Here is a 23213-nt window from a genome sequence, read left to right on the forward strand (position 1 = left end):
GGGGCCCTTCCTCTACCGAAAGCGTTAAGCGGGGCCCCCGCCTTTACCCCCTGCTTGTGGGGCGTGGGGTGGTGTCTTAGGCTGGCGGGGCACGGGAGCTAATTACATGCGTCGATGTCTGACGTTCCGTCGCGTCAACGCGCGTGCACACTTCCCGCCGGCCCGGGCAGGCCGGCGTCGCCGCGTGCCTGACCTTCGCGAAAGGCAACCCCGTGCACCACACCACCTCACGCCGGATCGCACTGCTCGCCGCGGTCTCGGCGGCCACCCTGACGGCGGGCGCGCTCACCACCATGACGGCCTCGGCCGCGGCCGCCGCCTGCCGGGTCGACTACCGGGTCACCAACCAGTGGGGCGGCGGCTTCGGCGCCGACGTCACCGTGACCAACCTCGGCGATCCGGTCAACGGCTGGACGCTCGGTTGGAGCTTCGCCAACGGTCAGCAGGTCGTCCAGGCTTGGAACGCCACGGTCAGCCAGTCCGGCGCCCAGGTCACCGCCCGCGACGCCGGTTACAACGCCACGATCGGCACCGGTGGCACCGCCAACTTCGGCTTCAACGGCTCGTGGAACAACGCCTCCAACCCGGCCCCGACCACGTTCACGCTCAACGGCACCACCTGCACCGGCGCGCCCCCGACCGCGACGCCGACGACGTCCGGTCCGACGACTCCGCCACCCACCACGCCGCCACCGACGGAGCCGCCGCCCACCACCACGCCGCCGCCCACCACCCCGCCGGCCGGCGCCAAGCAGATGGAGAAACTCGACCGTGGGCTGGTGAGTGTCCGCTCCGGCAGCGGGAACCTGGTGTCCTGGCGACTGCTCGGCACCGAGACCTCGGGTGTGTCGTTCAACCTCTACCGGGGCGGCACGAAGGTCAACGGCAGTCCGATCACCGGCGCCACCAGCTACCTGGACAACGGTGCGTCCGCCGGGTCCGCGTACACCGTGCGGGCTGTGGTGAACGGCGCCGAGCAGGCGGCGTCCGCCCCGGCGTTGCAGTTCGCCAACGGCTACCTGGACGTCCCGATCCAGGCCCCGCCGGGCGGCACCACGCCGAGCGGCGAGTCCTACAGTTACTCCGCCAACGACGCCAGCGTCGGCGACCTCGACGGCGACGGCCGCTACGAGTTCGTGCTCAAGTGGGACCCGTCGAACGCCAAGGACAACTCGCAGTCCGGCTACACCGGCAACGTCTACGTCGACGCGTACACCCTCACCGGCACGCGGCTGTGGCGCATCGACCTGGGCCGCAACATCCGCGCCGGGGCCCACTACACCCAGTTCCAGGTGTACGACTACGACGGCGACGGCGACGCCGAGGTGGCCATGAAGACCGCCGACGGCTCCCGCTCCGGCACCGGCCAGGTGATCGGCTCCTCCTCGGCCGACTACCGCAACTCCAGCGGCTACGTGCTCGCCGGCCCGGAATACCTGACCATGTTCGACGGCCGCACCGGCGCGGCGCTGTCCACGGTCAACTACGACCCGCCGCGCGGCACCGTCTCGTCCTGGGGCGACTCGTACGGCAACCGGGTCGACCGGTTCCTCGCCGGCACCGCCTACCTGGACGGCCAGCGCCCGTCACTGATCATGGCGCGTGGCTACTACACCCGGGCGGTGATCGCCGCGTGGGACTTCCGCAACGGGTCGCTGACCAAGCGCTGGACGTTCGACTCCAACTCCTCCGGCAACGGCGCCGCCGCCGGCCAGGGCAACCACCAGCTCTCCGTGGCCGACGTGGACAACGACGGCCGCCAGGAGATCGTGTACGGGGCGGCCACCATCGACGACAACGGCCGGCTGCTCTACTCCACCGGCAACGGGCACGGCGACGCGCTGCACGTCGGCGACCTCGATCCGTCCCGTTCCGGCATGGAGGTCTTCAAGGTGGACGAGGACGGCAGCAAGCCCAGCTCGTGGATGTCCGACGCGCGTACCGGCCAGATCCTCTGGCAGACGTCGCCGAACGGCGACAACGGCCGTGGCGTCTCCGGTGACGTCTGGGCCGGCAGCCCGGGCGCGGAGTCCTGGTCGTCGGCGGCGGACGGCCTGCTCAACACCCGCGGGCAGAACGTCGGCCGCAAGCCGTCCTCGGCGAACTTCCTGATCTGGTGGGACGGTGACCCGGTCCGCGAGCTGCTCGACGCCACCAAGATCGACAAGTATGGCACCGGCGGCGAGACCCGGCTGCTCACCGGCAGCAACGTCGCGTCCAACAACGGCACCAAGTCCACCCCGGCGCTCTCCGGCGACATCCTCGGCGACTGGCGCGAGGAGGTGGTGTGGCGCACCTCCGACAGCTCCGCGCTGCGCATCTACAGCACGCCCGTCACCACGGGCCTGCGCCTGCCGACCCTGATGCACGACCCGCAGTATCGGGTGGCCGTCGCCTGGCAGAACACCGCCTACAACCAGCCGCCGCACCCGAGTTTCTTCCTCGGTGACGGCATGAGCACGCCTGCCGCGCCGAACATCTACCTGCGCTGAGGCGAAAAAGGCACCGGGTCGCCGGCCGCGGAATCCGCTCCGCCGGCGACCCGGTGCACCACACCGCAGCATTCCCGACCCGTCCCGACCGGGAATGCCGTACCACCACCGAGGACTAAGTTATGCGCCCCACGCGACGCTGCGGTGACGTGGCTATGAAGAGCGTGTTTCAGCCGTCCCGGCGCAGGCCGCCGGCGACCTTCTCGGCGATCAACTCGTACGAGCGGACCCGGTCGGCCACGTCGTAGACCATCGCGGTCAGCATCAACTCGTCCGCGCCGGTGCGCTCCAGCAACTCCCCGAGCTGCCGGGCCACCGTCTCCGGTGAACCGGTCGCCTGGCCGTCGCGGCGCTGCGCCACGAACTCCCGCTCCAGCTCCGAGTACGGGTAGGCCGCCGCCTCCTCCGGCGTCACCAGCGGCTCCGGCCGCCCCGAGCGCAGCTTCAGGAACGACAACCCGGCCGGCCCGGCCAGCCACTCCGCCCGCTCGTCGGTCTCCGCGCACACCGCGTTCACCGCCACCATCGCGTACGGCCGATCCAGCCACCGCGACGGCCGGAAGTGTTGCCGGTAGAGCCGCAACGCCGGGATCGTGTGCTGCGAGCTGAAGTGGTGCGCGAAGGAGAACGGCAACCCGAGCAGGCCGGCGAGCTGGGCGCTGAACCCGCTCGACCCGAGCAGCCACACCTGCGGCGACTGCCCCCGCCCCGGCGTCGCCGTGATCGGCGCCGGCTCCTCGCCGCTGAAGTAGTTCATCAGGTCGGCCAGCTCACGCGGGAAGTGCTCGGCGGACAGGCCCTCCATGGTGCGGCGCAGCGCCAACGCGGTCACCTGGTCGGTGCCGGGCGCCCGCCCGATGCCCAGGTCGATCCGGCCCGGGTGCAGCGCGTCCAGGGTGCCGAACTGCTCCGCCACCACCAGCGGCGCGTGGTTGGGCAGCATCACCCCACCGGAACCCAACCGGATCGTGGTGGTGTTGGCGGCCAGGTGCGCCAGCAGCACCGCCGGCGCCGAACTGGCGATCGCCGGCATGTTGTGGTGCTCGGCCACCCAGAACCGGCGGTAGCCCAGCTCCTCGGTGCGCCGGGCCAGCTCGGTGGTGTGCCGCAGCGCCTCACCGGCACTGCCGGTCGCGGCCACCGGGGCAAGGTCAAGAACAGACATCGGTACGTCGATCACGCCCTGGTGCAACCCGCCACCTGCCGGAATTGTTCCGTCGGGTGGGTCAGCCCATACCCCGGGCCTGCTCGAAGATGAGGCTGGTCTGGGTGTGCTGGACCGCCGGATCCACCGCCAGATGGTCGAGCACGAAGTCCCGCAGCGCGTCCCCGGACGCCGCCCGCACGTGCAACACGTAGTCCTCCGCGCCCGCCACGTGGAACACCGACACCACCCCCGGCAGCCGCACCGACCGGGCCCGGAACGCGTCCACCGCGGCCCGTTCGTGCGCGGTCAGCCGCACCGACACCAGCGCCTGCAACGGCAACCCCACCGCCGCCGGATCCACGTCGGCGTGGAACCCGCGGATCGCCCCGCACTCACGCAAGGCCCGGGTCCGGGTCAGGCACGTCGACGGGGCCACCCCCACCCGCTCGGCGAGCGCGTTGTTCGGCAGCCGGCCGTCCGCGGTCAGCTCGGTCAGGATCGCGCGGTCCACGTCGTCCAGCCCGGAGAACTGCCGTACATCATTCGGTGCGAGAGGCATGCCGCCATCCTCCACCGAAGATGCGTACGGCGAAAGCATGATCACCAGAATCTTGTTCGTTTCTCTTGCCCTTCGGTGTGAGGATGTTCGACGCTTCCGGGCATGACCGCCGTGGACACCGCAGCCGTGCACGCCGGGCGTGACGACCTCGCCGGCCTCGGCGTCCACGTCCCGCCCATCGACCTCTCCACCACCAACCCCCTGCCCTCGGTGGCCGACGGCGGCAACGACTACGAGACCCTCGCCACCGGCGGCACCCTCCCGGCCGGCGGCAGCGCCGTCTACCAGCGGCTCTGGAACCCCACCGTGGCCCGCTTCGAAACGGCCCTCGCCCAGCTCGAAGGCACCGCCGAGGCGGTCGCCTTCGCCAGCGGCATGGCCGCGCTCACCGCCACCCTGCTCGCCGCCACCCGCGACGGGAAACGCCACGTCGTCGCCGTCCGCCCCCTCTACGGCGGCACCGACCACGTCCTCGCCACCGGCCTGCTCGGCACCGAGGTCACCTGGGCCCGCGCCGACGACGTCGCTGCCGCGATCCGCCCCGACACCGCCCTGGTCGTCGTCGAGACCCCGGCCAACCCGACCCTCGACCTGGTCGACATCGCCGCGCTCGCCACCGCCGCCGGCGACGTCCCGCTGCTCGTCGACAACACCGTCGCCACCCCGGTGCTCCAACAACCCGCCCGGCACGGCGCCACCCTCGTCCTGCACAGCGCCACCAAGAGCATCGGCGGCCACGGCGACGTCCTCGCCGGCGTCGTCGCCTGCGCGCCCGACTGGGCGGCCCGGCTGCGCCAGGTCCGCGCCGTCACCGGCGCCGTCCTGCACCCGCTCGGCGCGTACCTGCTGCACCGCGGCCTCCAGACCCTGCCGCTGCGGGTCCGCGCCCAGCAGGCCGGCGCCGAGAAGCTCGCCGCCTGGCTCGCCGGCCACCCCGCCGTCGAAGGGGTCCACCACCCGTCCCGGCACGACCCGGCCGGCCTGGTCGGCCGCCAGATGTCCGGCGGCGGCAGCCTGCTCGCCTTCGAGGTACGCGGCGGCGCGCCCGCCGCGGCCACGGTCGCCGGCGCCTGCGCGCTGATCACCCACGCCGTCTCGCTCGGCGGCGTCGACACGCTGATCCAGCACCCGGCCTCGCTGACCCACCGGCCGGTCGAGGGCGACGCCAAGCCGGGCGGCGCGCTGCTGCGGGTCTCGGTCGGGCTGGAGGACCCGGAGGACCTGCGCGCGGACCTGGCGCGGGCGCTGGCGTCGCTCTGACGCGTGCCGGTGCGGTGCGGGCAACGGCCGCCGGACGCTGCCGGCGTCCTGCCCACAGCGTGCCGTCCGGTCAGGACTTCGGGCCGACGTGCTGGTCCAGCGCGGCGACCGCCTCCCGCCGGGCCACCGACAGGGACCACGGCAGGTTCATCCGCCACGCGATACCGAGCAGGTCGAGGGCCCACTGGCAGAGCGCCATGATGTCGGTGGAGCGGTTGGAGAACATGTAACGGGGATAGACGTACTCCTTTCCGCGGACGACGACCCGGTTGGCGAAGCGGCAGCCGTCGGAGTGGAACAGGCCGCGCAGGAAGTGGCCCGGGTGTGCCTCGACGATGATCCGTTGCCAGTCCGTGAGGACAATCGGGCGCTCGTGCTTCTTGCCCGGCCCGTGCTGGGGAAACAGGCACGGCCAGTGGAGCGCGGTGCTCTGCACGGCGACGCAACCCCGCTTCTGGATGCGCTGCACCTTGTTGGCCGGGACCGCGCGCATCGCGGCGTCGCACTGCTCGATCAGGTTCGGCCAGGCGTCGGCGCAGTAGATCCGGAGCACCGGTGTCCGGTCGGTGGTGACCAGGTGTCCGTCGCCGAGGTAGAGCCCGAGCAGGTAGGCGTAGGCAGCCTGATCGGGTGGGCCTTCCTGGCCGGGGCGGCAACGGAAGCACCGGACCGCGCTACCGAAGATCGCCGGTTCGGGCCGGTCGACGCACCAGTGCCAGATCGTGGTGTAGGGCAGGGAGAGGCTGCGGGCCACGGAACGGATGTTGTGACCCCGGGCGCGAAGGGCGCGGGCTCGTGCCCGCATTTCGGGAGGATGCACAGCAGCATCCTCGAACACGTGTATGACAAGAAGTGCCGGGAGCGGGATTCGAACCCGCAAGCCCTTTCGGGCAGAAGTGTTTGAGACTTCCGTGTATGCCGTTCCACCATCCCGGCGGGGTGGGGTAACTGTACCCGACTACGCTCATGCGGGAGCATGGGTGGTGACCGTGCCGGGATCGATGGTGGGAGTGGCTCGTGGGCGAGATGCAGACGGATGCCGAGCGCAAGCGCGTTCTGATCGCCGAGGACGAGGCGCTGATCCGACTGGACCTGGCCGAGATGCTTGTCGAGGAGGGCTACGAGGTGGTCGGCGAGGCCGGCGACGGGGAGACCGCCGTCAAGCTCGCCGAGGAGCTCAAGCCGGATCTGGTCATCCTCGACATCAAGATGCCGATCATGGACGGGCTGGCCGCCGCCGAGCGGATCGCCGGCGCGCGCATCGCCCCGGTGATCATCCTGACCGCGTTCAGCCAGCGTGACCTGGTCGAGCGCGCGCGGGCGGCCGGCGCGATGGCCTACCTGGTCAAGCCGTTCCAGAAGAGCGACCTGGTGCCGGCGGTGGAGATCGCGTTGTCCCGCTACTCCGAGGTGGCCGCGCTGGAGGCGGAGGTGGCCGGTCTGACCGATCGGCTGGAGATCCGCAAGACCGTGGAGCGGGCCAAGGGCGCGCTGATGACGACGTACGGGATGACCGAGCCCGAGGCGTTCAAGTGGATCCAGCGCACCGCGATGGACCACCGGATGACCATGAAGGAGGTCGCCGAGCGGATCCTCGCCGAGACCGCCGGCGGCGAGGTGGCGCAGCCCGCCTCCTGACCCGGCGGCCGGTTCCCGGCGTCGCCTCCGATCGATACGGTTGTCGCCATGCGACGTCCGCTGGCGGTGCTCGGCCTGCTCGTGACGCTGGTGGCTGCCTGCCGGGCGCCCGAGGCGCCCGCCCCCGCGCCCGAGCCGCTGCGTCCGGCCTGGCAGCCGGTCGATCTGCCGCTCCCGTCGGGTCTTTCCGGCCGGGTGGCGTTGCGGGACGCCGCGGCCTGCGGGGGCCGCTGGTTCGTGGTGGGCGCGGTGCTGGACGCCGACGGGGTCCCGCATCCGGCGGCGTGGTCGAGTGTGGACGCCCGTGCCTGGACCGCGCTGCGTCCGGTGCCGCGCAGCCCGTACGGCCCGGAGAATCTGCTCACCGCGGTCGGCTGCCGGGACGGGCGGCCGGTGGCGGTCGGTGGCCGCAGCGGCGGGGTGCACGGCAACCCCCGGATCAGCACCTGGCGGCTGGACGCCGACGGTGCGCTGGTGGAGGTGCCGGCGGAGTTCGAGGTGTTCGGTGGGCCGGACGCGGTGAACGTGGGCCGGGTCGTGGGTGGGCCGGGCGGCTGGTTGATCTCCGGGAACCGGGCCACCGGCGCGGCCGCGTGGGTGTCGGCGGACGGGTCGGACTTCCGTCTGGTGAGTGGCGTGCCGGGGTTGGCCACGGACGGGGCGGGCCGGCCGTGGGTGGCCGACGGCGCGGCGGCCGGGTCGGGGTGGCTCATGGTGGGCTCGGTGCTGCCGTCGGGGCGTACCGGAACGGACGCGGCGGTGTGGACGTCGCCGGACGGGTCGGCCTGGCGGCGCGCGGTGCTGCCCGGCGGTGGCGTCGACCAGGACCTGCAACGGGTGGTCCGGGTGGGCGACCGGGCGGTGGCGGTGGGCCGGCGGGGCGACGGCCTGGGCGCGTGGGTGGCCGAGGGCGACGACTGGCGGCCGGGTGGCGACGTTCCGGGTGGCGCGGAGCGGCCGGGTCGGGTCTGGGGTCTGTCGGCGCGGGGTGACGGCGCGTTCGCCGTGGTGGCCGGCGTGGCGTCGGAGGCGGGCTGGTTTTCGCCGGACGGTGGCCGGTGGTCGCCGGTGGCGCTGCCGGTGGCGGTTCCGTGGGGTAACGACAGGTCGGTCGCGGTGGCGGCGGCGGGTGATGTCGCCCTGCTGTCGGTGGACGACGGGGTGCGGGCGCGGGTGTGGTCGGCGCGGGGGGCGTGGCGGCCCGCCTGAGCTTTTCACCAGGGTGTTTCCGGCAGGTGTCGGATGTCCGATGGTCCCCCCGGTGATCCCGGTGTGTTACACCACCGCTGTGAATCCGGCCACTCAACGTAACGGTTAGGTCAACCCCGCTTCTCAGGTCTACCTTCGGCACCCGCCGGTGGGATAACGTCCCGGCCCAGACCGGGATCGCGGTCGGTCCGGCCAACCCTCGCAAGGTCCAATTCGCGCTGGGTGGTTTCCGGGCCTTCGGACGGAGGAGGGTACGAGCCGTGAGGCAGAAGCTCGCACGGGTGCTCGGTGGTGTGGCCATCGGCGCGCTCGTTTTCAGTGGCGCGGCCTGCAAGGCTGACAGTGGTGATGACGCGGGTGGCGGCAGCAAGGCCGCCTGCGACCTGAAGATCGGCTTCTTCGGCCCGCTGACCGGCGACGCCGCGGGTCTCGGTATCCACATGCGCAACGGCACCAAGCTGGCCATCGACCAGTACAACAAGGACAACGCGGACTGCAAGGTCAACCTGGAGGAGTACGACTCGCAGGGTGACCCGGCCAAGGCGCCGGCGCTGGCCCAGAAGGCAGCCGGCGACAGCAAGGTCGTCGGCGTCGTCGGCCCGGCGTTCTCGGGTGAGTCGGAGGTGGCCGACCCGATCTTCGACGAGGCCGGCCTGCCGATCATCACGCCGTCGGCCACCCGGCCGAGCCTGAGCACCAAGGGCTGGAAGATCTTCCACCGGGGCGTCGGCAACGACACCTCGCAGGGTCCGGCCGCCGGCCGTTACATCAAGGACGTGCTGAAGGCCGACAAGGTCTACGTGGTGGACGACCAGTCGGCGTACGGCGCGGGTCTGGTGGACGAGGTGAAGAAGGTCCTCGGCGCGGTCGCGGGCGAGGACAAGATCCAGGTCAAGCAGACCAACTTCTCCGCAGTGGTCACCAAGATCCAGAGCAGTGGCGCGAACGTCCTCTTCTTCGGTGGCTACTACACCGAGGCCGGCCTGCTGCTCAAGCAGCTCAAGGGCGCGGGCTGGAAGGGCACGATGGTCGCCGGTGACGGTGTCAACGACGCCAACTTCATCAAGGTGGCCGGCCAGCAGGTCGCCGAGGGCACGATCCTGACCTGCCCGTGCGCCCCGGCCACGGCGGCCAAGGGCTCGTTCGTGACCGACTACAAGGCCGCGTTCGACAACGCCGAGCCGGGCACCTACGCCGACGTGTCGTACGACATCACGAAGATCATGCTGGCGGGCATCAAGGACGGCAAGGGCACCCGCGCGGACCTGCTGAGCTTCATCAAGTCCTACGACAAGACCGGTGACGCGACCGGCGTGGCCTACAAGTTCGAGTCCACCGGCGAGCTGGACCCGGCGCAGGTCATCGTGTGGGCGTTCAAGGTGAACGCGGGCAAGGTCGTCCCCGACATCGAGATCCCCAAGAGCTGACCGGTTCATCCGGTCCTGTCACGGGACACCAGGCGTGCGGCCGGGAGTGAGTTTCTCCCGGCCGCACGGCTTGGCCGCACAGTTGGAGCCCCCATTTGAACTTCGATGAGCTCTTCGGGAACTTCCCGGCGCTGACCATCACCGGGCTGGAGCAGGGCGCTATCTACGCGCTCATCGCCCTCGGCTACACCCTGGTGTACGGCGTTCTACGCTTGATCAACTTTGCGCACTCCGAGGTCTTCATGGTCGGTACCTTCACCGCCCTGTGGACCTGGCAGGCCCTCGGCTACGACCAGAACTCGCCCGCACCGGCCCTCGGCCCGCTGATCCTGGCGGTGGTCGCCGGTCTCGCGGTGGCGATGGTCGCCTCGGCCGCCACGGCGGTCACCGTCGAGCTGGTGGCCTACCGTCCGCTGCGGAAGCGCAACGCGCCGCCGCTGGCCTTCCTCATCACCGCGATCGGCGCCTCGTTCGTGCTCGCCGAGTCCTTCGGCATCGGCACCAGCCGCGCGCCGTTCGGCATGGCGACGATGATCCCGCAGGAGCCGGTGTTCACCGTCTTCGGCGCCGACGTGACAAACCTCCAGTTGGTGATCCTCGGCGTCACGCTTGTCATGATGGTGGCGTTGGACCAGTTCGTGAACCGCAGCCGGCTGGGCCGCGGCATCCGCGCGGTGGCCCAGGACGCGGACACCGCCGCCCTGATGGGCGTCAACAAGAACCGGGTCATCCTGTTGGTCTTCGTGCTCGGCGGCCTGATGGCCGGCGTCGGCGCGCTGCTGTGGGACCTGCGGTTCAGCTACACCAAGTTCAACGTCGGCTTCCTGATCGGGCTCAAGGCGTTCTCGGCCGCGGTGCTCGGCGGCATCGGCAACCTGCGCGGCGCGCTGCTCGGCGGCCTGCTGCTCGGGGTGGCGGAGAACTACGCCGCCGGCCTGTTCGGCGGCGACTGGAAGGACTTCACCGGCTTCGTGCTGCTGATCGTGCTGCTGATGTTCCGGCCGACCGGTCTGCTCGGCGAATCTCTCGGGAGGGCGCGCGCATGACCGCCACCGTGGACAAGAAGCGGACCGGGGGCTTCACGAGCCGCTGGGCCGCCATGCCCAGGCAGGTGCGCTGGGCGGCGATCGCGGCGCTGATCGTGCTGCTCTACATCCTGCCGAACAAGTGGTTCTACGAATACCTGGGCTTCCCGATCGGCAGCGAGTACTTCGCCCTCTACACCACCCGCTCGGACTTCGCCGGGGTGCTCTTCGACACCGCCGTGTTCGTGCTGCTGGCCGTGGGCCTCAACGTGGTGGTCGGTTTCGCCGGCCTGCTCGACCTGGGCTACTTCGGCTTCTACGCGCTCGGCGCGTACACGGTCGCGTTGCTCACCTCGCCGGAGAGCCGGTTCGGCACGGACTGGCCGTGGCTGGCGGCGGTGCCGCTGGCGGTGATGGTGGCGATGGTCTCCGGTGTGATCCTCGGTGGCCCGACGCTGCGCCTGCGCGGTGACTACCTGGCCATCGTGACGCTCGGCTTCGCCGAGATGATCCGGTTGTACGCGGCCCGCCAGGACGGCCTTCTCCAGGGCCAGCGGGGCATTCCGGCGATCCCGCACCCGCCGGGCAGCGGCAGCGACGGCAAGGCGCTGTTCGGGGTGGTCGACTCCCGGCCGTACTACTGGCTCATGCTGACGCTGATCCTGGTCGTGCTGGTGCTGATCCGGAACCTGGCCAACAGCCGGGTCGGCCGGGCCTGGGTGGCGATCCGGGAGGACGAGGACGCCGCCGAGGTGATGGGCGTGCCCACGTTCAAGTACAAGCTGTGGGCGTTCGCGATCGGGGCGGCGGTGGCCGGCCTGACCGGCGCGGTCTTCGCCGGCAAGCAGACGTTCATCAACTCGGACCAGTTCGTGCTGGAGAGTTCCATCCTGGTGCTCGCCGCGGTGATCCTCGGCGGGGCCGGCAACATCAAGGGCGCCATCGTCGGCGGCGCGGTCACCTGGTACCTGCCGGAGTGGCTGCGTGGCGTCGGCGACCTCCTCGGGCTGGAGTTCGACGCCGCCGAGTACCGGATCCTGGTGTTCGGCCTCGTGGTCATCATCATGATGATCTTCCGGCCGCAGGGTCTGGTGCCCAACCGGCGGCGGGCGGCCGAGCTCGCCGACCGGCGCAAGGAAGCGGTTCCCCAGGAGGCGGTGCCCAATGAGTGAGCCGCAGATGCACAGCGAGCGCGACGCGACGAGCGAGCGGGACATCGCCGACGACGGGCGCAGCACGGTCGGCACGCCGCCGGAGTCCGGTTCGGACACGCCGGTGGAGCCGACGCCGGGCGACACCGCGCCGGCCGGTCGCGAGCCGCTGCTGGAGGTCGACCACGTCACCCTCCGCTTCGGCGGCGTGGTGGCGCTGAACGACGTCGCGTTCACCCTCTACAAGGGGGAGATCCTCGGCCTGATCGGCCCGAACGGCGCCGGCAAGACGACCTGCTTCAACGCGATGACGGGCGTCTACCGGCCCACCGAGGGCGAGATCCGGTTCGCCGGACAGCGGATCAACGGCAAGCGCCGGAGCTGGATCACCAAGGCGGGCATCGCCCGCACGTTCCAGAACATCCGGCTGTTCCCGGAGATGACCGCGCTGGAGAACGTCATGGTGGGCGCGGACGCCCACCACAAGACCAGCGTGATCTCCGCGATGCTGCGGCTGCCACGGCACTGGCGGGAGGAGCGGGAGGGCCGGGAGAAGGCCCGCGAACTGCTGCGCTTCGTCGGTATCGAGCGCCGCGCGGGGGACCTGGCGCGCAATCTCTCGTACGGCGAGCAGCGCCGGCTGGAGATCGCGCGGGCCCTGGCGACCGACCCGAGCCTGCTCTGCCTGGACGAGCCGGCCGCCGGCTTCACCCCGGCGGAGAAGGAGGAACTGCTCGGGCTGATCCGGAAGATCCGCGACAATGGCACCACGGTGTTGCTCATCGAGCACGACATGCGACTCGTCATGGGCGTGACCGACCGGATCGTGGTGCTGGAGTTCGGCAAGAAGATCGCCGAGGGCCTGCCGGCCACGGTCCGCGAGGACCCGAAGGTGATCGCCGCGTACCTGGGGGTGCCGACCGATGCTGCTTGAGATCAAGGACCTGACGCTGCTGTACGGGCGGATCCAGGCGCTGCACGGGATCAGCCTGCACGTCAACGAGGGTGAGGTGGTGGCCCTGATCGGCGCGAACGGCGCCGGCAAGACCACCACCATGCGGGCCATCTCCGGGCTGCGCCCGGTGGCCGAGGGCTCGATCGTCTTCAACGGCACCGACGTCACCAGGATGCGGGCCGACCTGCGGGTGATCCGGGGCATCGGGCAGGCGCCCGAGGGTCGCGGCGTCTTCCCCGGCATGACGGTCATCGAGAACCTGGAGATGGGCGCGTACACCCGGCGGGACCGGGCCGGCATCGCCGAGGACATGAAGATGGTCATGGACCTCTTCCCGCGGCTGCACGAGCGGCGCAAGCAGGCCGGCGGCACGCTCTCCGGTGGCGAGCAGCAGATGTTGGCGGTGGGCCGGGCGCTGATGGCCCGCCCGAAGCTGTTGCTGCTCGACGAGCCTTCGATGGGTCTCGCGCCGATGCTGATCCAGCAGATCTTCGAGATCATCACCCGGATCAACGAGCAGGGCACCACCATCCTGCTGGTCGAGCAGAACGCCCAGCAGGCGCTCTCCCGGGCCCACCGGGCCTACGTGCTGGAGACCGGCCGGATCGTCAAGGAGGGCACCGGCCAGGAGCTGCTGCACGACCAGGCGGTCAAGGACGCGTACCTCGGCGTGGCCTGAGGTCGTACCGGCCGGCGGCCGGCCCTCCCCACGCCGGGGAAGGGCCGGCCGCCGTCGTCGGTGCGGCCGGGCCCGGCTTGTCGGGCGTACGGACTAGAGTCGCTGCCGTGACAGCTACGACGCCGCGCCTGCTCCTCGTCGACGGACATTCCCTGGCATACCGGGCGTTCTTCGCTCTGCCGGTGGAAAACTTCTCCACCACCACGGGGCAGCCGACAAACGCCGTCTACGGCTTCACCTCGATGCTGATCAACGTGCTCCGGGACGAGCAGCCGACCCACATCGTGGTCGCCTTCGACGTCTCCCGCCGGTCCTTCCGCACCGACAGATATGCCGAGTACAAGGCCGGCCGCAGCGAGACCCCGACCGACTTCAAGGGCCAGGTGAGCCTGGTCAAGGAGGTCCTCGCGGCGCTGCGGGTGCCGGTGGTGGAGGCGCCGGGCTACGAGGCCGACGACGTCATCGCCACGCTCGCCTGTCAGGCCCGCGACCAGGGCATGGACGTGCTGATCACCACCGGCGACCGGGACGCGTTCCAGCTCGTCGGCGACCAGGTCACCGTGCTCTACCCGCGCAAGGGCGTCTCCGACCTGGCCCGGATGGACCCGGCGGCGGTCGAGGCGAAATACGGTGTCCCGCCGGACCGCTACCGCGACCTGGCCGCGCTCGTCGGCGAGACGAGCGACAACCTGCCCGGCGTCCCCGGCGTCGGCCCGAAGACCGCAGCCAAGTGGATCAACCTGTACGGCGGTGTCGAGGGCGTGGTGGCCCGGGCCGACGAGATCAAGGGCAAGGCCGGCGAGAGCCTGCGCGAGCGCCTGGCCGACGTGATCCGCAACTACGAGATCAACTGCCTGGTCGCCGACCTGGAGCTTCCGGTGCGTCCCGAGGACGCCCGCTGGCAGGGCTGGGACCGGGAGGCCGTGCACCAGGTCTTCGACACGCTCCAGTTCCGCATCCTGCGGGACCGCCTCTACCAATACCTGGAGGCGGTCGAGCCGGAGGCCGAGGCCGGCTTCGAGCTGGCCGGCGAGGTGCTCACCGAGCCGGGCGCGCTCGCCGGCTGGCTGGACACCCACGGCGGGGCCGGCACGCCCGTCGGCCTGGCCGCCACGCTCGACACCGGCCCCAACCGCCGGCACACCGCCACCGTGACCGCGATGGCGCTCGCCACCACCGACGGCGCGGCGGCCTGGTTCGACCCGAGCCGGCTGGACGCCGGCGACGACGCCGCCCTGGCCGGCTGGCTGGCCGACGCCGGACGCCCGAAGGTGCTGCACGACAGCAAGCCAGCGGTGCTGGCGTTCGCCGCGCACGGCTGGGAGCTTCGGGGCATCGCCCGCGACACCCAGATCGCCGCCTACCTGGCCCGCCCCGACCAGCGTTCCTACGACCTCACCGACCTGGCGCTGCGCTACCTGCACCGGGAGCTGCGCGTCGACGCGCCGGAGACCGGCCAGCTCACCCTGGACGGGTTCGGTGACGAGGGCGCGGCCGAGCAGAACCTGATGCTCCAGGCCCGGGCCACGCTCGACCTGGCCGACGCGATCGACGCCGAGCTGTCCCGCGACGGCGAGCAGTCCGCCCGGCTGATGGCCGAGGTGGAGCTGCCGCTGATGCGGGTCCTCGCCGCCATGGAGCGCACCGGCATTGCCGCCGACACCGACTACCTCTCCGAGCTGGAGGCCCACTTCGCCGCCGAGGTGAAGGCCGCCGCGCAGAGCGCCTACGAGGTGGTCGGCCGGGAGTTCAACCTCGGCTCGCCCAAGCAGTTGCAGGAGATCCTCTTCACCGAGCTGGGCCTGCCCAAGACCAAGCGGATCAAGACCGGCTACACCACCGACGCCGACGCCCTCCAGTGGCTCTTCGCCCAGACCGAGCACCCGCTGCTGCACCACCTGCTGCGCCACCGCGACGTGGCCAAGCTCAAGTCGACTGTCGACGGGCTGCTCAAGTCGGTCTCCGACGACGGCCGGATCCACACCACGTTCAACCAGACGGTGGCCGCGACCGGGCGCCTGTCGTCCACCGAGCCCAACCTGCAGAACATCCCGATCCGCACCGAGGAGGGGCGGCGGATCCGGCGCGCGTTCGTCGTCGGCGAGGGCTACGAGTGCCTGCTCACCGCCGACTACAGTCAGATCGAGATGCGGATCATGGCGCACCTGTCCGCCGACGACGCGCTGGTCGAGGCGTTCAACTCCGGGCACGACTTCCACGCCGCGACCGCCTCCTCGGTCTTCACCGTCGACGTCGGCGCGGTCACCGCCGACCAGCGCCGCAAGATCAAGGCGATGAACTACGGCCTGGCGTACGGGCTGAGCGCGTTCGGCCTGTCCCAGCAGCTCGGCATCACCGCCGAGGAGGCGCGCGGGCTGATGGAGAACTACTTCGCCGGGTTCGGCGGGGTCCGCGACTACCTGCACGAGGTGGTGGCCCGGGCCCGGCAGGACGGCTACACCTCCACCATCCTGGGCCGCCGCCGCTACCTGCCCGACCTGGTCAGCGACAACCGGCAGCGCCGGGAGATGGCCGAGCGGATGGCGCTCAACGCCCCGATCCAGGGTTCGGCGGCCGACATCATCAAGGTCGCCATGCTGCGCGTCGACGGCGCGCTGCGCGAGGCGGGGCTGCGGTCGCGGATGCTGTTGCAGGTGCACGACGAGCTGGTCTTCGAGGTCGCCCCGGGCGAGCGGGAGGCGCTGGAGGCTCTGGTGCGCAAGGAGATGGGCGCGGCCCACCCGCTGTCGGTGCCGATGGAGGTGTCCGTCGGCGAGGGCCGCGACTGGAACAGCGCCGACCACTGACCCACCACCCACCCGGTGTCCGTGTCGACCAAGGAGTTTGCGTCGCGAGGCGTGCGTGAGCACGACACGAACTCCTTGATCAACGCCCGGGGACGGGGGAGGGAGGGGGCGGTGCTGCGGCGTGCAGGGCGGCGGCCAGGCGGTCCCGGACGGTGACCTGGGCGGCGATCCGGGCGTTCAACACGGCCAGCCGGTCCCGGCCGACCTTGAGCCCGGCCGGTGACGGCGGCGCGGCGGCCACGTCACCGTCCAGGCAGGGCAGGAAGACCTGGACGTCGTCCAGGGTCAGGCCGGCGTCGAGCAGGTGGCGGATGTTGCGGACCCGCGTCACCACCGCCGGGTCGTACTCGCGGTATCCGTTCATCGCCCGGGTCGAGACGATCAGGCCGCGCTCCTCGTAGTGCCGCAGGGCACGAGGCGTGCAGCCCGTCGCCCTCGCCACCTCGCCGATCCGCATGCGCCCGTCCCTTCAGGCGACCACCGCGCCCCCGTCCACCGGCAGCACCACGCCGGTGACGAACGCCGCCTCCGGGTCGCAAAGCCGCCGGATCGCCCAGGCTACTTCCTCGGGCCGGCCGATCCGCCCGGCCGGGGTGCGCGCGATCTGCCAGTCCCGAATCGCGGCTCGTTGCTCGGGCGACAGGCCGCCGTGCACGCCGATGGGCGTGTCGACCGCACCGGGCGCCACCGCCACCACCCGGACGCCCCGCGGTGCCAGCTCCACCGCCCAACTGCGGGTCAACGAGTCCAGCGCCGCCTTGCCCGCCGCGTACACCGAAGCGCCCGGCCAGGCGCGCGACCCGACGGACGTGGTGACGTTGACGAGCACGCCGCGAGTGTCGGCGAGCGCATCCACGGCGGCGTGCGCCAGCCGGATCGGAGCCAGCACGTTTGTCTCCATCTGCCGCCGCGCGGCGTCCTCGTCCAGGTCGGCCAGGGCGCCACCGCCGGCCACCCCGGCGTTGTTGACCAGCACGTCCAGCCGGCCGTACCGGTCGAGGGCGGCGTCGACGATCCGGGCGGGCGCGTCCGGCGCGGTGACGTCGGTGGTCAGCGGCACGATGCCGGGCCGGCCGGCAGCGGTCTCCGCCAGCGTCGCGGCCCGGCGGCCGACCGCGACGACCTGGTTGCCGGCGGCGGCGAAGGATTGCGCGGTGGCCCGGCCGATGCCGGTGCCCGCACCGGTGACCACGACGACGCGTGGGGTCCTGCGTGTCATACCGCCATGCTCCGACCCTGCCGTCAGCGGCAGGGTCAAGCGGCATGACCTCAGCCCTTGAGCGGGTCGTGGCCCCAGTTCATCAGCGACCAGCGCCACCTCGTGTCGCGGACGTCGCCGGACGGGCGCTGGGCCAGGTGCCGGTGCACGTACCCGACCACCTTGCGCATGTGCTTGTAGTCGGCGGCGGTGAGCTGGTCGCGCTTGCGGCGCAGCAGGTCCACGATCCGGCGGCCGGAGTCGTGCCCGACGGACTCGCCGCCCTTCGTGCCCGGCTTGTGCCAGCCGACGTGCTTGGACTCGTCGGTCTCCAACCAGCGGGTCAGCTCGGCCGGCTTCATGTTCACCGCGTCGGTGAACTCCCGGTACGTCTGCTCCGGATCCTCACTGCGGCTCACGGCGCAGCACCTCCGGTCGGTGGGCGACGTCGCGACCCGAGTCGTCGTTGACGATCCGGTACTGCGGCTGCTCCGGGGAGGCGTTCACCGGGTGCCCGCGTACGTGGGTGCGCGCGGTCAGTTTCTCCTTGACCACGCCGTGCGCCCGGCCGCTGTGGCTGGCCCAGGAGACGTGGTCGCCAGCGCGGAACTCCTGCTCGGCCATGCCGTGCGGTTACCCGCCGCCGGGGGCGAGTAACGAGAGGAATCAGGGCCGGATCTCGGCGATCGGCAGCTTGAGGTCGAACGGTTCGGTCAGCTCGATCACCTCGCTGCCGTCGGTCACCAGCTCGTACTGGCGTTCGCCGCCCGGGCCGATCCGGTCCCCGAGGCGGTACGCGTAGAGGTGCACCGGCTCCTGCTCGATCCGCCAGTAGAACGGGATGCCGGCGGCGGCGTACTCGCCGGGCTTGGCGAACCGGTCCACCCGCCGGGTGCCGGGCGAGACGATCTCCACGGCGAGGACGACATCCGCCGGTCGGAGCCGGAAACGGTCAGTTGGCAGCCCGGCGCGGCACAGCAGCACGTCCGGCTGCCGGCTGGTGTTGGGGCTGAGCCCAACGCCGACGGGCAGGGACGCCTGCAGATGGATCGGCGCGTGGGACCGAAGCCAGTGCCACAGCAGGCCGACTATGGTCTGGTGGCCCATGGTGGGGGAGGGTGTCACCTGGATGACTCCGTCGACGAGTTCGACGCGGGGGGCGTCGTCCGGCAGGTTGAGCAGGTCGTCAAGCGTGTAGTCCGCACGCTGCTGCCGCATCGGGTCCGGACACCAGGGGCCAGGTGATGTCGGGATGGGCGCGGCGCTCATGCGAGGAGCCTAGCGCCGCACGGCGATGCTGACGTCGCACCGGGCGTGCGACGTGCTCAGCCCGCCGGCTTCTCGGTGACGAAGATGGCGGTGCCGGGGAAGAGCCGGCCGCGCAGCGGGCTCCACTGGCCCCACGTCCCCTTGTGTCCGGCCGGCCACTCCGGCTCCACCAAATCGAGCAGGCGGAAGCCGGCGCCGACCAGCTCCCGGATCCGGTCGCCGAGGGTACGGTGCTGCTCGACGTACGTGGCGGCGCCGTGTTCGTCCTGCTCGACGTAGGGGGAGCGGTCGAAGTACGGGTGCACGGCGGTCAGCCCGCCCTCGCCCGGGTCGTCGAGGAAGATCCAGCGCATCGGGTGGGTGACCGAGAAGACCCACCGGCCGCCCGGGCGCAACACGCGGGCCACCTCGCGCATCGCCGCCGCGGAGTCGTCCACGAACGGGATCGCCCCGAACGCGGTGCAGACCGTGTCGAAGGCGGCGTCGGCGAAGGGCAGGGCCAGCGCGTCGGCCTGGACCAGCGGTACGCGTACCCCGGTCCGGTCGGCGGCGTGCGCGGCGTGCCGCAACATGCCGGCGGACAGGTCCAGGGCGACCGGCCGGGCGCCCTGGGCGGCGAGCCAGCGGGCGGCGGCGGCCGCGCCGGCGCCGAGTTCGAGGATCCGCCGGCCGGTGACGTCGCCGAGCAGCCGGGCGTCGGCCTCGCGCAGACCCTCCGGGCACCAGACGAAGTCGACCTCGCCCAGGAACGCGCCGTGCTCGGCCTGGTAGGCGTCGGCGTCGGTGTCCCACCAGCCGCGGTTGGCGCGGCGGATCTCGGCGGCCCCGACCCGCCGGCGGGTCACCCTGTCGTCGTCCACCCGGTCCACGCTAGGGCCGGTCGGACACCGGGGTGCGGGCGGGGCGGCGTGTGACGGATGTGACGGACGAGACAGGCGTGGCGCCTTACCGCGCAAAATCTCCGCTTTCGCAGCGGATGCGGGCGCGGAGACCCGGGAGGGCTTGCACGCTGTGGTAATGCAGCGGGTAGGCTAGACGATGCGCTCGCGGATCGTGTGCCTCGGCAGGGAGCAGGTGTGCGGTCACCGGAGCCACTAATGATCTTCTCGCGTCGATCGTTCGGTGTGCCCGGCGACGGATCCGTTGGCGCGGAAGAGTCACCGCGACACCCATGCCCGCTGTGACAACCCATCCGACCGGAGCAACCGCCCACATGACGAGCAGCATCGAGGCCACCTCGAGCGCCAACAAGGTCACGCACGACGATCTCGGCTCTGAGGAAGCTTTCCTCGCCGCCATCGACGAGACCATCAAGTACTTCAACGACGGCGACATTGTCGAAGGCACCGTCGTCAAGGTCGATCGGGACGAGGTCCTGCTCGACATCGGCTACAAGACCGAGGGCGTGATCCCCTCTCGGGAGCTGTCGATCAAGCACGACGTGGACCCGGCCGAGGTCGTTTCGGTCGGCGACCACATCGAGGCCCTCGTCCTCCAGAAGGAGGACAAGGAGGGTCGGCTGATCCTCTCCAAGAAGCGGGCGCAGTACGAGCGGGCCTGGGGCACGATCGAGAAGATCAAGGACGAGGACGGCGTCGTCCGCGGTTCGGTCATCGAGGTCGTCAAGGGTGGTCTCATCCTCGACATCGGCCTGCGCGGCTTCCTGCCCGCGTCGCTCGTCGAGATGCGGCGCGTGCGCGACCTCCAGCCGTACGTCGGCCGTGAGCTCGAAGCCAAGATCATCGAGCTGGACAAGAACCGCAACAACGTGGTCCTGTCCCGCCGGGCCTGGCTGGAGCAGACGCAGTCCGAGGTGCGCACCGAGTTCCTCAACAAGCTCCAGAAGGGGCAGGTCCGCAAGGGCGTCGTCTCCTCGATCGTCAACTTCGGCGCGTTCGTCGACCTGGGTGGCGTGGACGGCCTGGTGCACGTCTCCGAGCTGTCCTGGAAGCACATCGACCACCCGTCCGAGGTCGTCGAGGTGGGCCAGGAGGTCGAGGTCGAGGTCCTGGACGTCGACCTGGACCGGGAGCGGGTCTCGCTGTCGCTGAAGGCGACCCAGGAGGACCCGTGGCGTCAGTTCGCCCGCACCCACGCGATCCAGCAGATCGTGCCGGGTAAGGTCACCAAGCTGGTGCCGTTCGGCGCGTTCGTCCGGGTGGACGACGGCATCGAGGGCCTGGTCCACATCTCCGAGCTGGCCGAGCGCCACGTGGAGATCCCGGAGCAGGTCGTGCAGGTCGGCTCCGAGGTCATGGTCAAGGTCATCGACATCGACCTGGAGCGTCGCCGGATCTCGCTGTCGCTCAAGCAGGCCAACGAGGGCTTCGTCGAGGGCGAGGAGCACTTCGACCCGACCCTCTACGGCATGGCCGCCACGTACGACAACGAGGGCAACTACATCTACCCGGAGGGCTTCGACCCGGAGACGGGCGAGTGGCTCGAGGGCTACGACAAGCAGCGCGAGACCTGGGAGAACCAGTACGCCGAGGCGCGTCAGCGCTGGGAGGCCCACACCAAGCAGGTGCAGACCTCCCGCGCCGCCGACGCCGAGGCCGCGGCCAACCCGGCTCCGCCCGCCACCTCCAGCAGCAGCACCTCGACCTCGACCTCGTCGGCCCCGAGCCGTCAGGCCGAGGAGCCGGCCGGCACGCTTGCCACCGACGAGGCGCTCGCCGCGCTGCGGGAGAAGCTCGCCGGCGGCAAGTGACAGGTCGCTGACGCCGGTTCGTCCGCACGGACGCACCGACTCGCCGACAGACTGATGGGCCCCGTCCCCGCGTTCCGCAGCAGCGGAGCGCCGGGGGCGGGGCCCGCGGTCGTCGTCTGCCTGTTTGGCATGCGCACACCCATCGGGTTGACTGTCCCGATGCTGAAGGTGGGGCTGACGGGCGGTATCGGGTCCGGCAAGAGCGCGGTGGCGAGCCGCCTGGCGACGCTCGGCGCGGTCGTGGTCGACTCGGACCGGATCGCCCGCGAGGTCGTGGCCCCGGGCACCGAAGGGCTGGCCGAGGTGGTCGCCGCGTTCTCCGAGCGGGTCCTCGGCCCCGACGGCGCGCTCGACCGGGCCGCCCTGGGCGCCGTGGTCTTCGGCGACCAGACCGCCCGCCGCCGGCTGGAGGGGATCACCCATCCGCGGGTACGCGCGCGGGCCGCCGAACTGGTCGCCGCCGCGCCCGCCGACGCGGTGGTGGTCAACGACGTGCCGCTGCTTGTCGAGGTGGGGCTCGCGCCGACGTACCACCTGGTGCTCGTGGTGCAGACGGCGGCGCCGACCCGGCTGGCGCGGTTGTCCCGCGACCGCGGCATGGACCCGGCCGAGGCGCGGCGGCGGATCGCCGCGCAGGCCGACGACGCGGGCCGGCGGGCGGTGGCGGACGTGCTGCTCACCAACGACGGCCCGCTGGCCGACCTGCACGGCGCGGTGGACGCGCTCTGGCGCGACCGGCTGCTGCCCTACGAGCGCAACGTCCGCGAACGGCACGCGGTGCTCGTCGACCCGCCGACGCTCACCGAGCCCGACCCGACGTGGCCCGAGCAGTACGCCCGGCTCGCCGCGCGGATCCGCCACGCGGCCGGCGACGACGTCCGGATCGACCACGTCGGCTCCACCGCCGTGCCCGGGTTGACCGCGCCGGACGTCATCGACATCCAGTTGACCGTGCCGGCGCTGGCGGAGGCGGACGGTCCGCTCGCCGACCGGCTGGCCGAGGCGGGCTTTCCCCGGCTGCCCGGCGAGTGGTGGGACGCGCCGCGCCGCCCCGACCGGGCGCACTGGGCGAAGCGGCTGCACGGCGGCGCGGACCCGGGTCGCCCGGTGCTCCTGCACCTGCGGGCGGCCGGCTCGGCCGGCTGGCGGTACGCGCTGCTGCTGCGGGACCACCTCCGCGCCGACCCGGCCCGGCGATCCGCCTACCTCCAGGTCAAGCGGGACCTGGCGGCCGCCGCGCCGGAGAGCGCCGAGCCGGCGACGCTCCACGATCCGTGGTTCGACGAGGAGCACCTGCGGGCCGAGGAGTGGGCCACGCACACCAACTGGCACCCCTGACCCGCCCCGCGCCCTCCCGTGTCTTGCCCCCTGATTCACGGAAAGAGTGCTCATTCCGCGTCGGATGGCCACTGTTTCCGTGAATCAGCGAGCACGGGGATGGGCAGGGGCGCTCGCGGCGGCCGGTGAGCGCCTCAGCGCGACCACCGTGGGCGCGCACGCCGGTCGTCCCGGGTGCTGCGGCCCTGGCGCCGGGGGCGGCCGGGCCCCGAAGGGGCGGCCACCGGCCCGGTCGGCCGCCGCGAGCGGCCTACGGTACGAGGGTAGTCGCGTGAGATGAGCCACACAATGGGAATATCGAAGCCGGTCAGGGACGGTCCGTGGTCGGTCCGGAAGTGTCGGACCGCGG

At 71.6% G+C, this 23213-nt stretch carries 20 protein-coding genes, 1 tRNA gene and 1 pseudogene; 12 read left to right on the plus strand and 10 right to left on the minus strand.

From position 1 onward, the window contains the following. Nucleotides 1-212 precede the first annotated feature (212 nt). Nucleotides 213-2492, plus strand: a complete 2280-nt coding sequence (locus O7602_RS07765; protein WP_281590197.1) for a cellulose binding domain-containing protein — start codon at nucleotides 213-215, stop codon at nucleotides 2490-2492. 169 nt (nucleotides 2493-2661) lie between these two features. Here O7602_RS07765 and O7602_RS07770 read toward each other — a convergent pair whose 3' ends face one another. Together O7602_RS07770 and O7602_RS07775 are read right to left on the minus strand one after the other, a co-directional pair. Beyond that, nucleotides 2662-3657 carry an LLM class flavin-dependent oxidoreductase gene (locus tag O7602_RS07770; RefSeq protein WP_281587533.1) on the minus strand — a complete coding sequence of 332 codons (996 nt, stop codon included), beginning with the start codon at nucleotides 3655-3657 and terminating at the stop codon, nucleotides 2662-2664. A 61-nt stretch (nucleotides 3658-3718) separates the two neighbouring features. Further along, complete coding sequence (locus O7602_RS07775) at nucleotides 3719-4198, minus strand: Lrp/AsnC family transcriptional regulator (RefSeq protein ID WP_281587534.1); 480 nt, start codon at nucleotides 4196-4198, stop codon at nucleotides 3719-3721. A 102-nt stretch (nucleotides 4199-4300) separates the two neighbouring features. On the opposite strand from O7602_RS07775, the gene O7602_RS07780 reads away from it, so the two are divergent. After that, on the plus strand, nucleotides 4301-5458 hold the full coding sequence (locus O7602_RS07780; RefSeq protein WP_281587535.1) for a PLP-dependent aspartate aminotransferase family protein: 1158 nt from the start codon (nucleotides 4301-4303) through the stop codon (nucleotides 5456-5458). 70 nt (nucleotides 5459-5528) lie between these two features. On the opposite strand, the gene O7602_RS07785 is transcribed toward O7602_RS07780, so the two are convergent. After that, complete coding sequence (locus tag O7602_RS07785) at nucleotides 5529-6263, minus strand: transcriptional regulator (protein WP_281587536.1); 735 nt, start codon at nucleotides 6261-6263, stop codon at nucleotides 5529-5531. 48 nt (nucleotides 6264-6311) lie between these two features. Further along, nucleotides 6312-6394: transfer RNA gene (locus O7602_RS07790), tRNA-Leu, on the minus strand. Nucleotides 6395-6475: 81 nt separating this feature from the next. On the opposite strand from O7602_RS07790, the gene O7602_RS07795 reads away from it, so the two are divergent. From O7602_RS07795 to polA, 8 genes are all read left to right on the plus strand, one after another. Then, nucleotides 6476-7096, plus strand: coding sequence for a response regulator (locus O7602_RS07795; RefSeq protein ID WP_281587537.1), 621 nt, complete (start codon nucleotides 6476-6478; stop codon nucleotides 7094-7096). A 48-nt stretch (nucleotides 7097-7144) separates the two neighbouring features. After that, nucleotides 7145-8305, plus strand: a complete 1161-nt coding sequence (locus O7602_RS07800; protein ID WP_281587538.1) for a hypothetical protein — start codon at nucleotides 7145-7147, stop codon at nucleotides 8303-8305. Between the two features lie 260 nt (nucleotides 8306-8565). Beyond that, nucleotides 8566-9732: a branched-chain amino acid ABC transporter substrate-binding protein gene (locus tag O7602_RS07805; protein ID WP_281587539.1), complete on the plus strand. Its 1167-nt coding sequence runs from the start codon at nucleotides 8566-8568 to the stop codon at nucleotides 9730-9732. Between the two features lie 95 nt (nucleotides 9733-9827). Continuing rightward, nucleotides 9828-10778 (plus strand): branched-chain amino acid ABC transporter permease, encoded by a 951-nt coding sequence (locus tag O7602_RS07810; protein WP_281587540.1) that lies wholly within the window; start codon nucleotides 9828-9830, stop codon nucleotides 10776-10778. Further along, nucleotides 10775-11929 (plus strand): branched-chain amino acid ABC transporter permease, encoded by a 1155-nt coding sequence (locus O7602_RS07815; protein ID WP_281587541.1) that lies wholly within the window; start codon nucleotides 10775-10777, stop codon nucleotides 11927-11929. Before O7602_RS07810 ends, O7602_RS07815 begins: the two co-directional genes overlap by 4 nt. After that, nucleotides 11922-12842, plus strand: a complete 921-nt coding sequence (locus O7602_RS07820) for an ABC transporter ATP-binding protein (protein ID WP_281587542.1) — start codon at nucleotides 11922-11924, stop codon at nucleotides 12840-12842. The genes O7602_RS07815 and O7602_RS07820 overlap by 8 nt, the downstream gene beginning before the upstream one ends. Beyond that, nucleotides 12832-13542 carry an ABC transporter ATP-binding protein gene (locus tag O7602_RS07825; protein WP_281587543.1) on the plus strand — a complete coding sequence of 237 codons (711 nt, stop codon included), beginning with the start codon at nucleotides 12832-12834 and terminating at the stop codon, nucleotides 13540-13542. Before O7602_RS07820 ends, O7602_RS07825 begins: the two co-directional genes overlap by 11 nt. Nucleotides 13543-13649: 107 nt before the next feature. Then, the gene (gene polA, locus O7602_RS07830; RefSeq protein WP_281587544.1) at nucleotides 13650-16349 is read left to right on the plus strand and encodes a DNA polymerase I; all 2700 of its coding nucleotides are present in this window, start codon (nucleotides 13650-13652) and stop codon (nucleotides 16347-16349) included. 79 nt (nucleotides 16350-16428) lie between these two features. On the opposite strand, the gene O7602_RS07835 is transcribed toward polA, so the two are convergent. The 6 genes and pseudogenes from O7602_RS07835 to O7602_RS07860 all read right to left on the minus strand — a co-directional run bounded on the left by O7602_RS07835 (nucleotide 16429) and on the right by O7602_RS07860 (nucleotide 19676). Beyond that, nucleotides 16429-16806, minus strand: a complete 378-nt coding sequence (locus O7602_RS07835) for a MerR family transcriptional regulator (RefSeq protein WP_281587545.1) — start codon at nucleotides 16804-16806, stop codon at nucleotides 16429-16431. Between the two features lie 12 nt (nucleotides 16807-16818). Then, a complete protein-coding gene (locus O7602_RS07840; protein WP_281587546.1) occupies nucleotides 16819-17568 on the minus strand; it encodes an SDR family oxidoreductase in 750 nt (249 codons plus the stop codon). A gap of 53 nt (nucleotides 17569-17621) precedes the next feature. Further along, nucleotides 17622-17966, minus strand: a pseudogene (locus O7602_RS07845) (DUF3140 domain-containing protein); the annotation flags it as partial. Beyond that, nucleotides 17953-18171 carry a DUF2945 domain-containing protein gene (locus O7602_RS07850; protein WP_281587547.1) on the minus strand — a complete coding sequence of 73 codons (219 nt, stop codon included), beginning with the start codon at nucleotides 18169-18171 and terminating at the stop codon, nucleotides 17953-17955. The gene O7602_RS07850 and the pseudogene O7602_RS07845, both read right to left, overlap by 14 nt. A gap of 42 nt (nucleotides 18172-18213) precedes the next feature. Continuing rightward, nucleotides 18214-18765: a Uma2 family endonuclease gene (locus O7602_RS07855; RefSeq protein WP_281587548.1), complete on the minus strand. Its 552-nt coding sequence runs from the start codon at nucleotides 18763-18765 to the stop codon at nucleotides 18214-18216. Nucleotides 18766-18872: 107 nt separating this feature from the next. Continuing rightward, nucleotides 18873-19676 (minus strand): methyltransferase domain-containing protein, encoded by an 804-nt coding sequence (locus O7602_RS07860; RefSeq protein WP_281587549.1) that lies wholly within the window; start codon nucleotides 19674-19676, stop codon nucleotides 18873-18875. Between the two features lie 311 nt (nucleotides 19677-19987). On the opposite strand from O7602_RS07860, the gene rpsA reads away from it, so the two are divergent. Both rpsA and coaE read left to right on the plus strand, forming a co-directional pair. Further along, entirely contained in the window at nucleotides 19988-21526 is a 1539-nt protein-coding gene (gene rpsA, locus O7602_RS07865) for a 30S ribosomal protein S1 (RefSeq protein ID WP_281587550.1), read from the plus strand. A 159-nt stretch (nucleotides 21527-21685) separates the two neighbouring features. After that, nucleotides 21686-22864, plus strand: a complete 1179-nt coding sequence (gene coaE / locus O7602_RS07870) for a dephospho-CoA kinase (RefSeq protein ID WP_281590198.1) — start codon at nucleotides 21686-21688, stop codon at nucleotides 22862-22864. The last annotated feature ends 349 nt before the right edge of the window (nucleotides 22865-23213 follow it).

It is taken from the genome of Micromonospora sp. WMMD1128 (assembly GCF_027497235.1).
Classification (GTDB): Bacteria; Actinomycetota; Actinomycetes; order Mycobacteriales; family Micromonosporaceae; genus Micromonospora.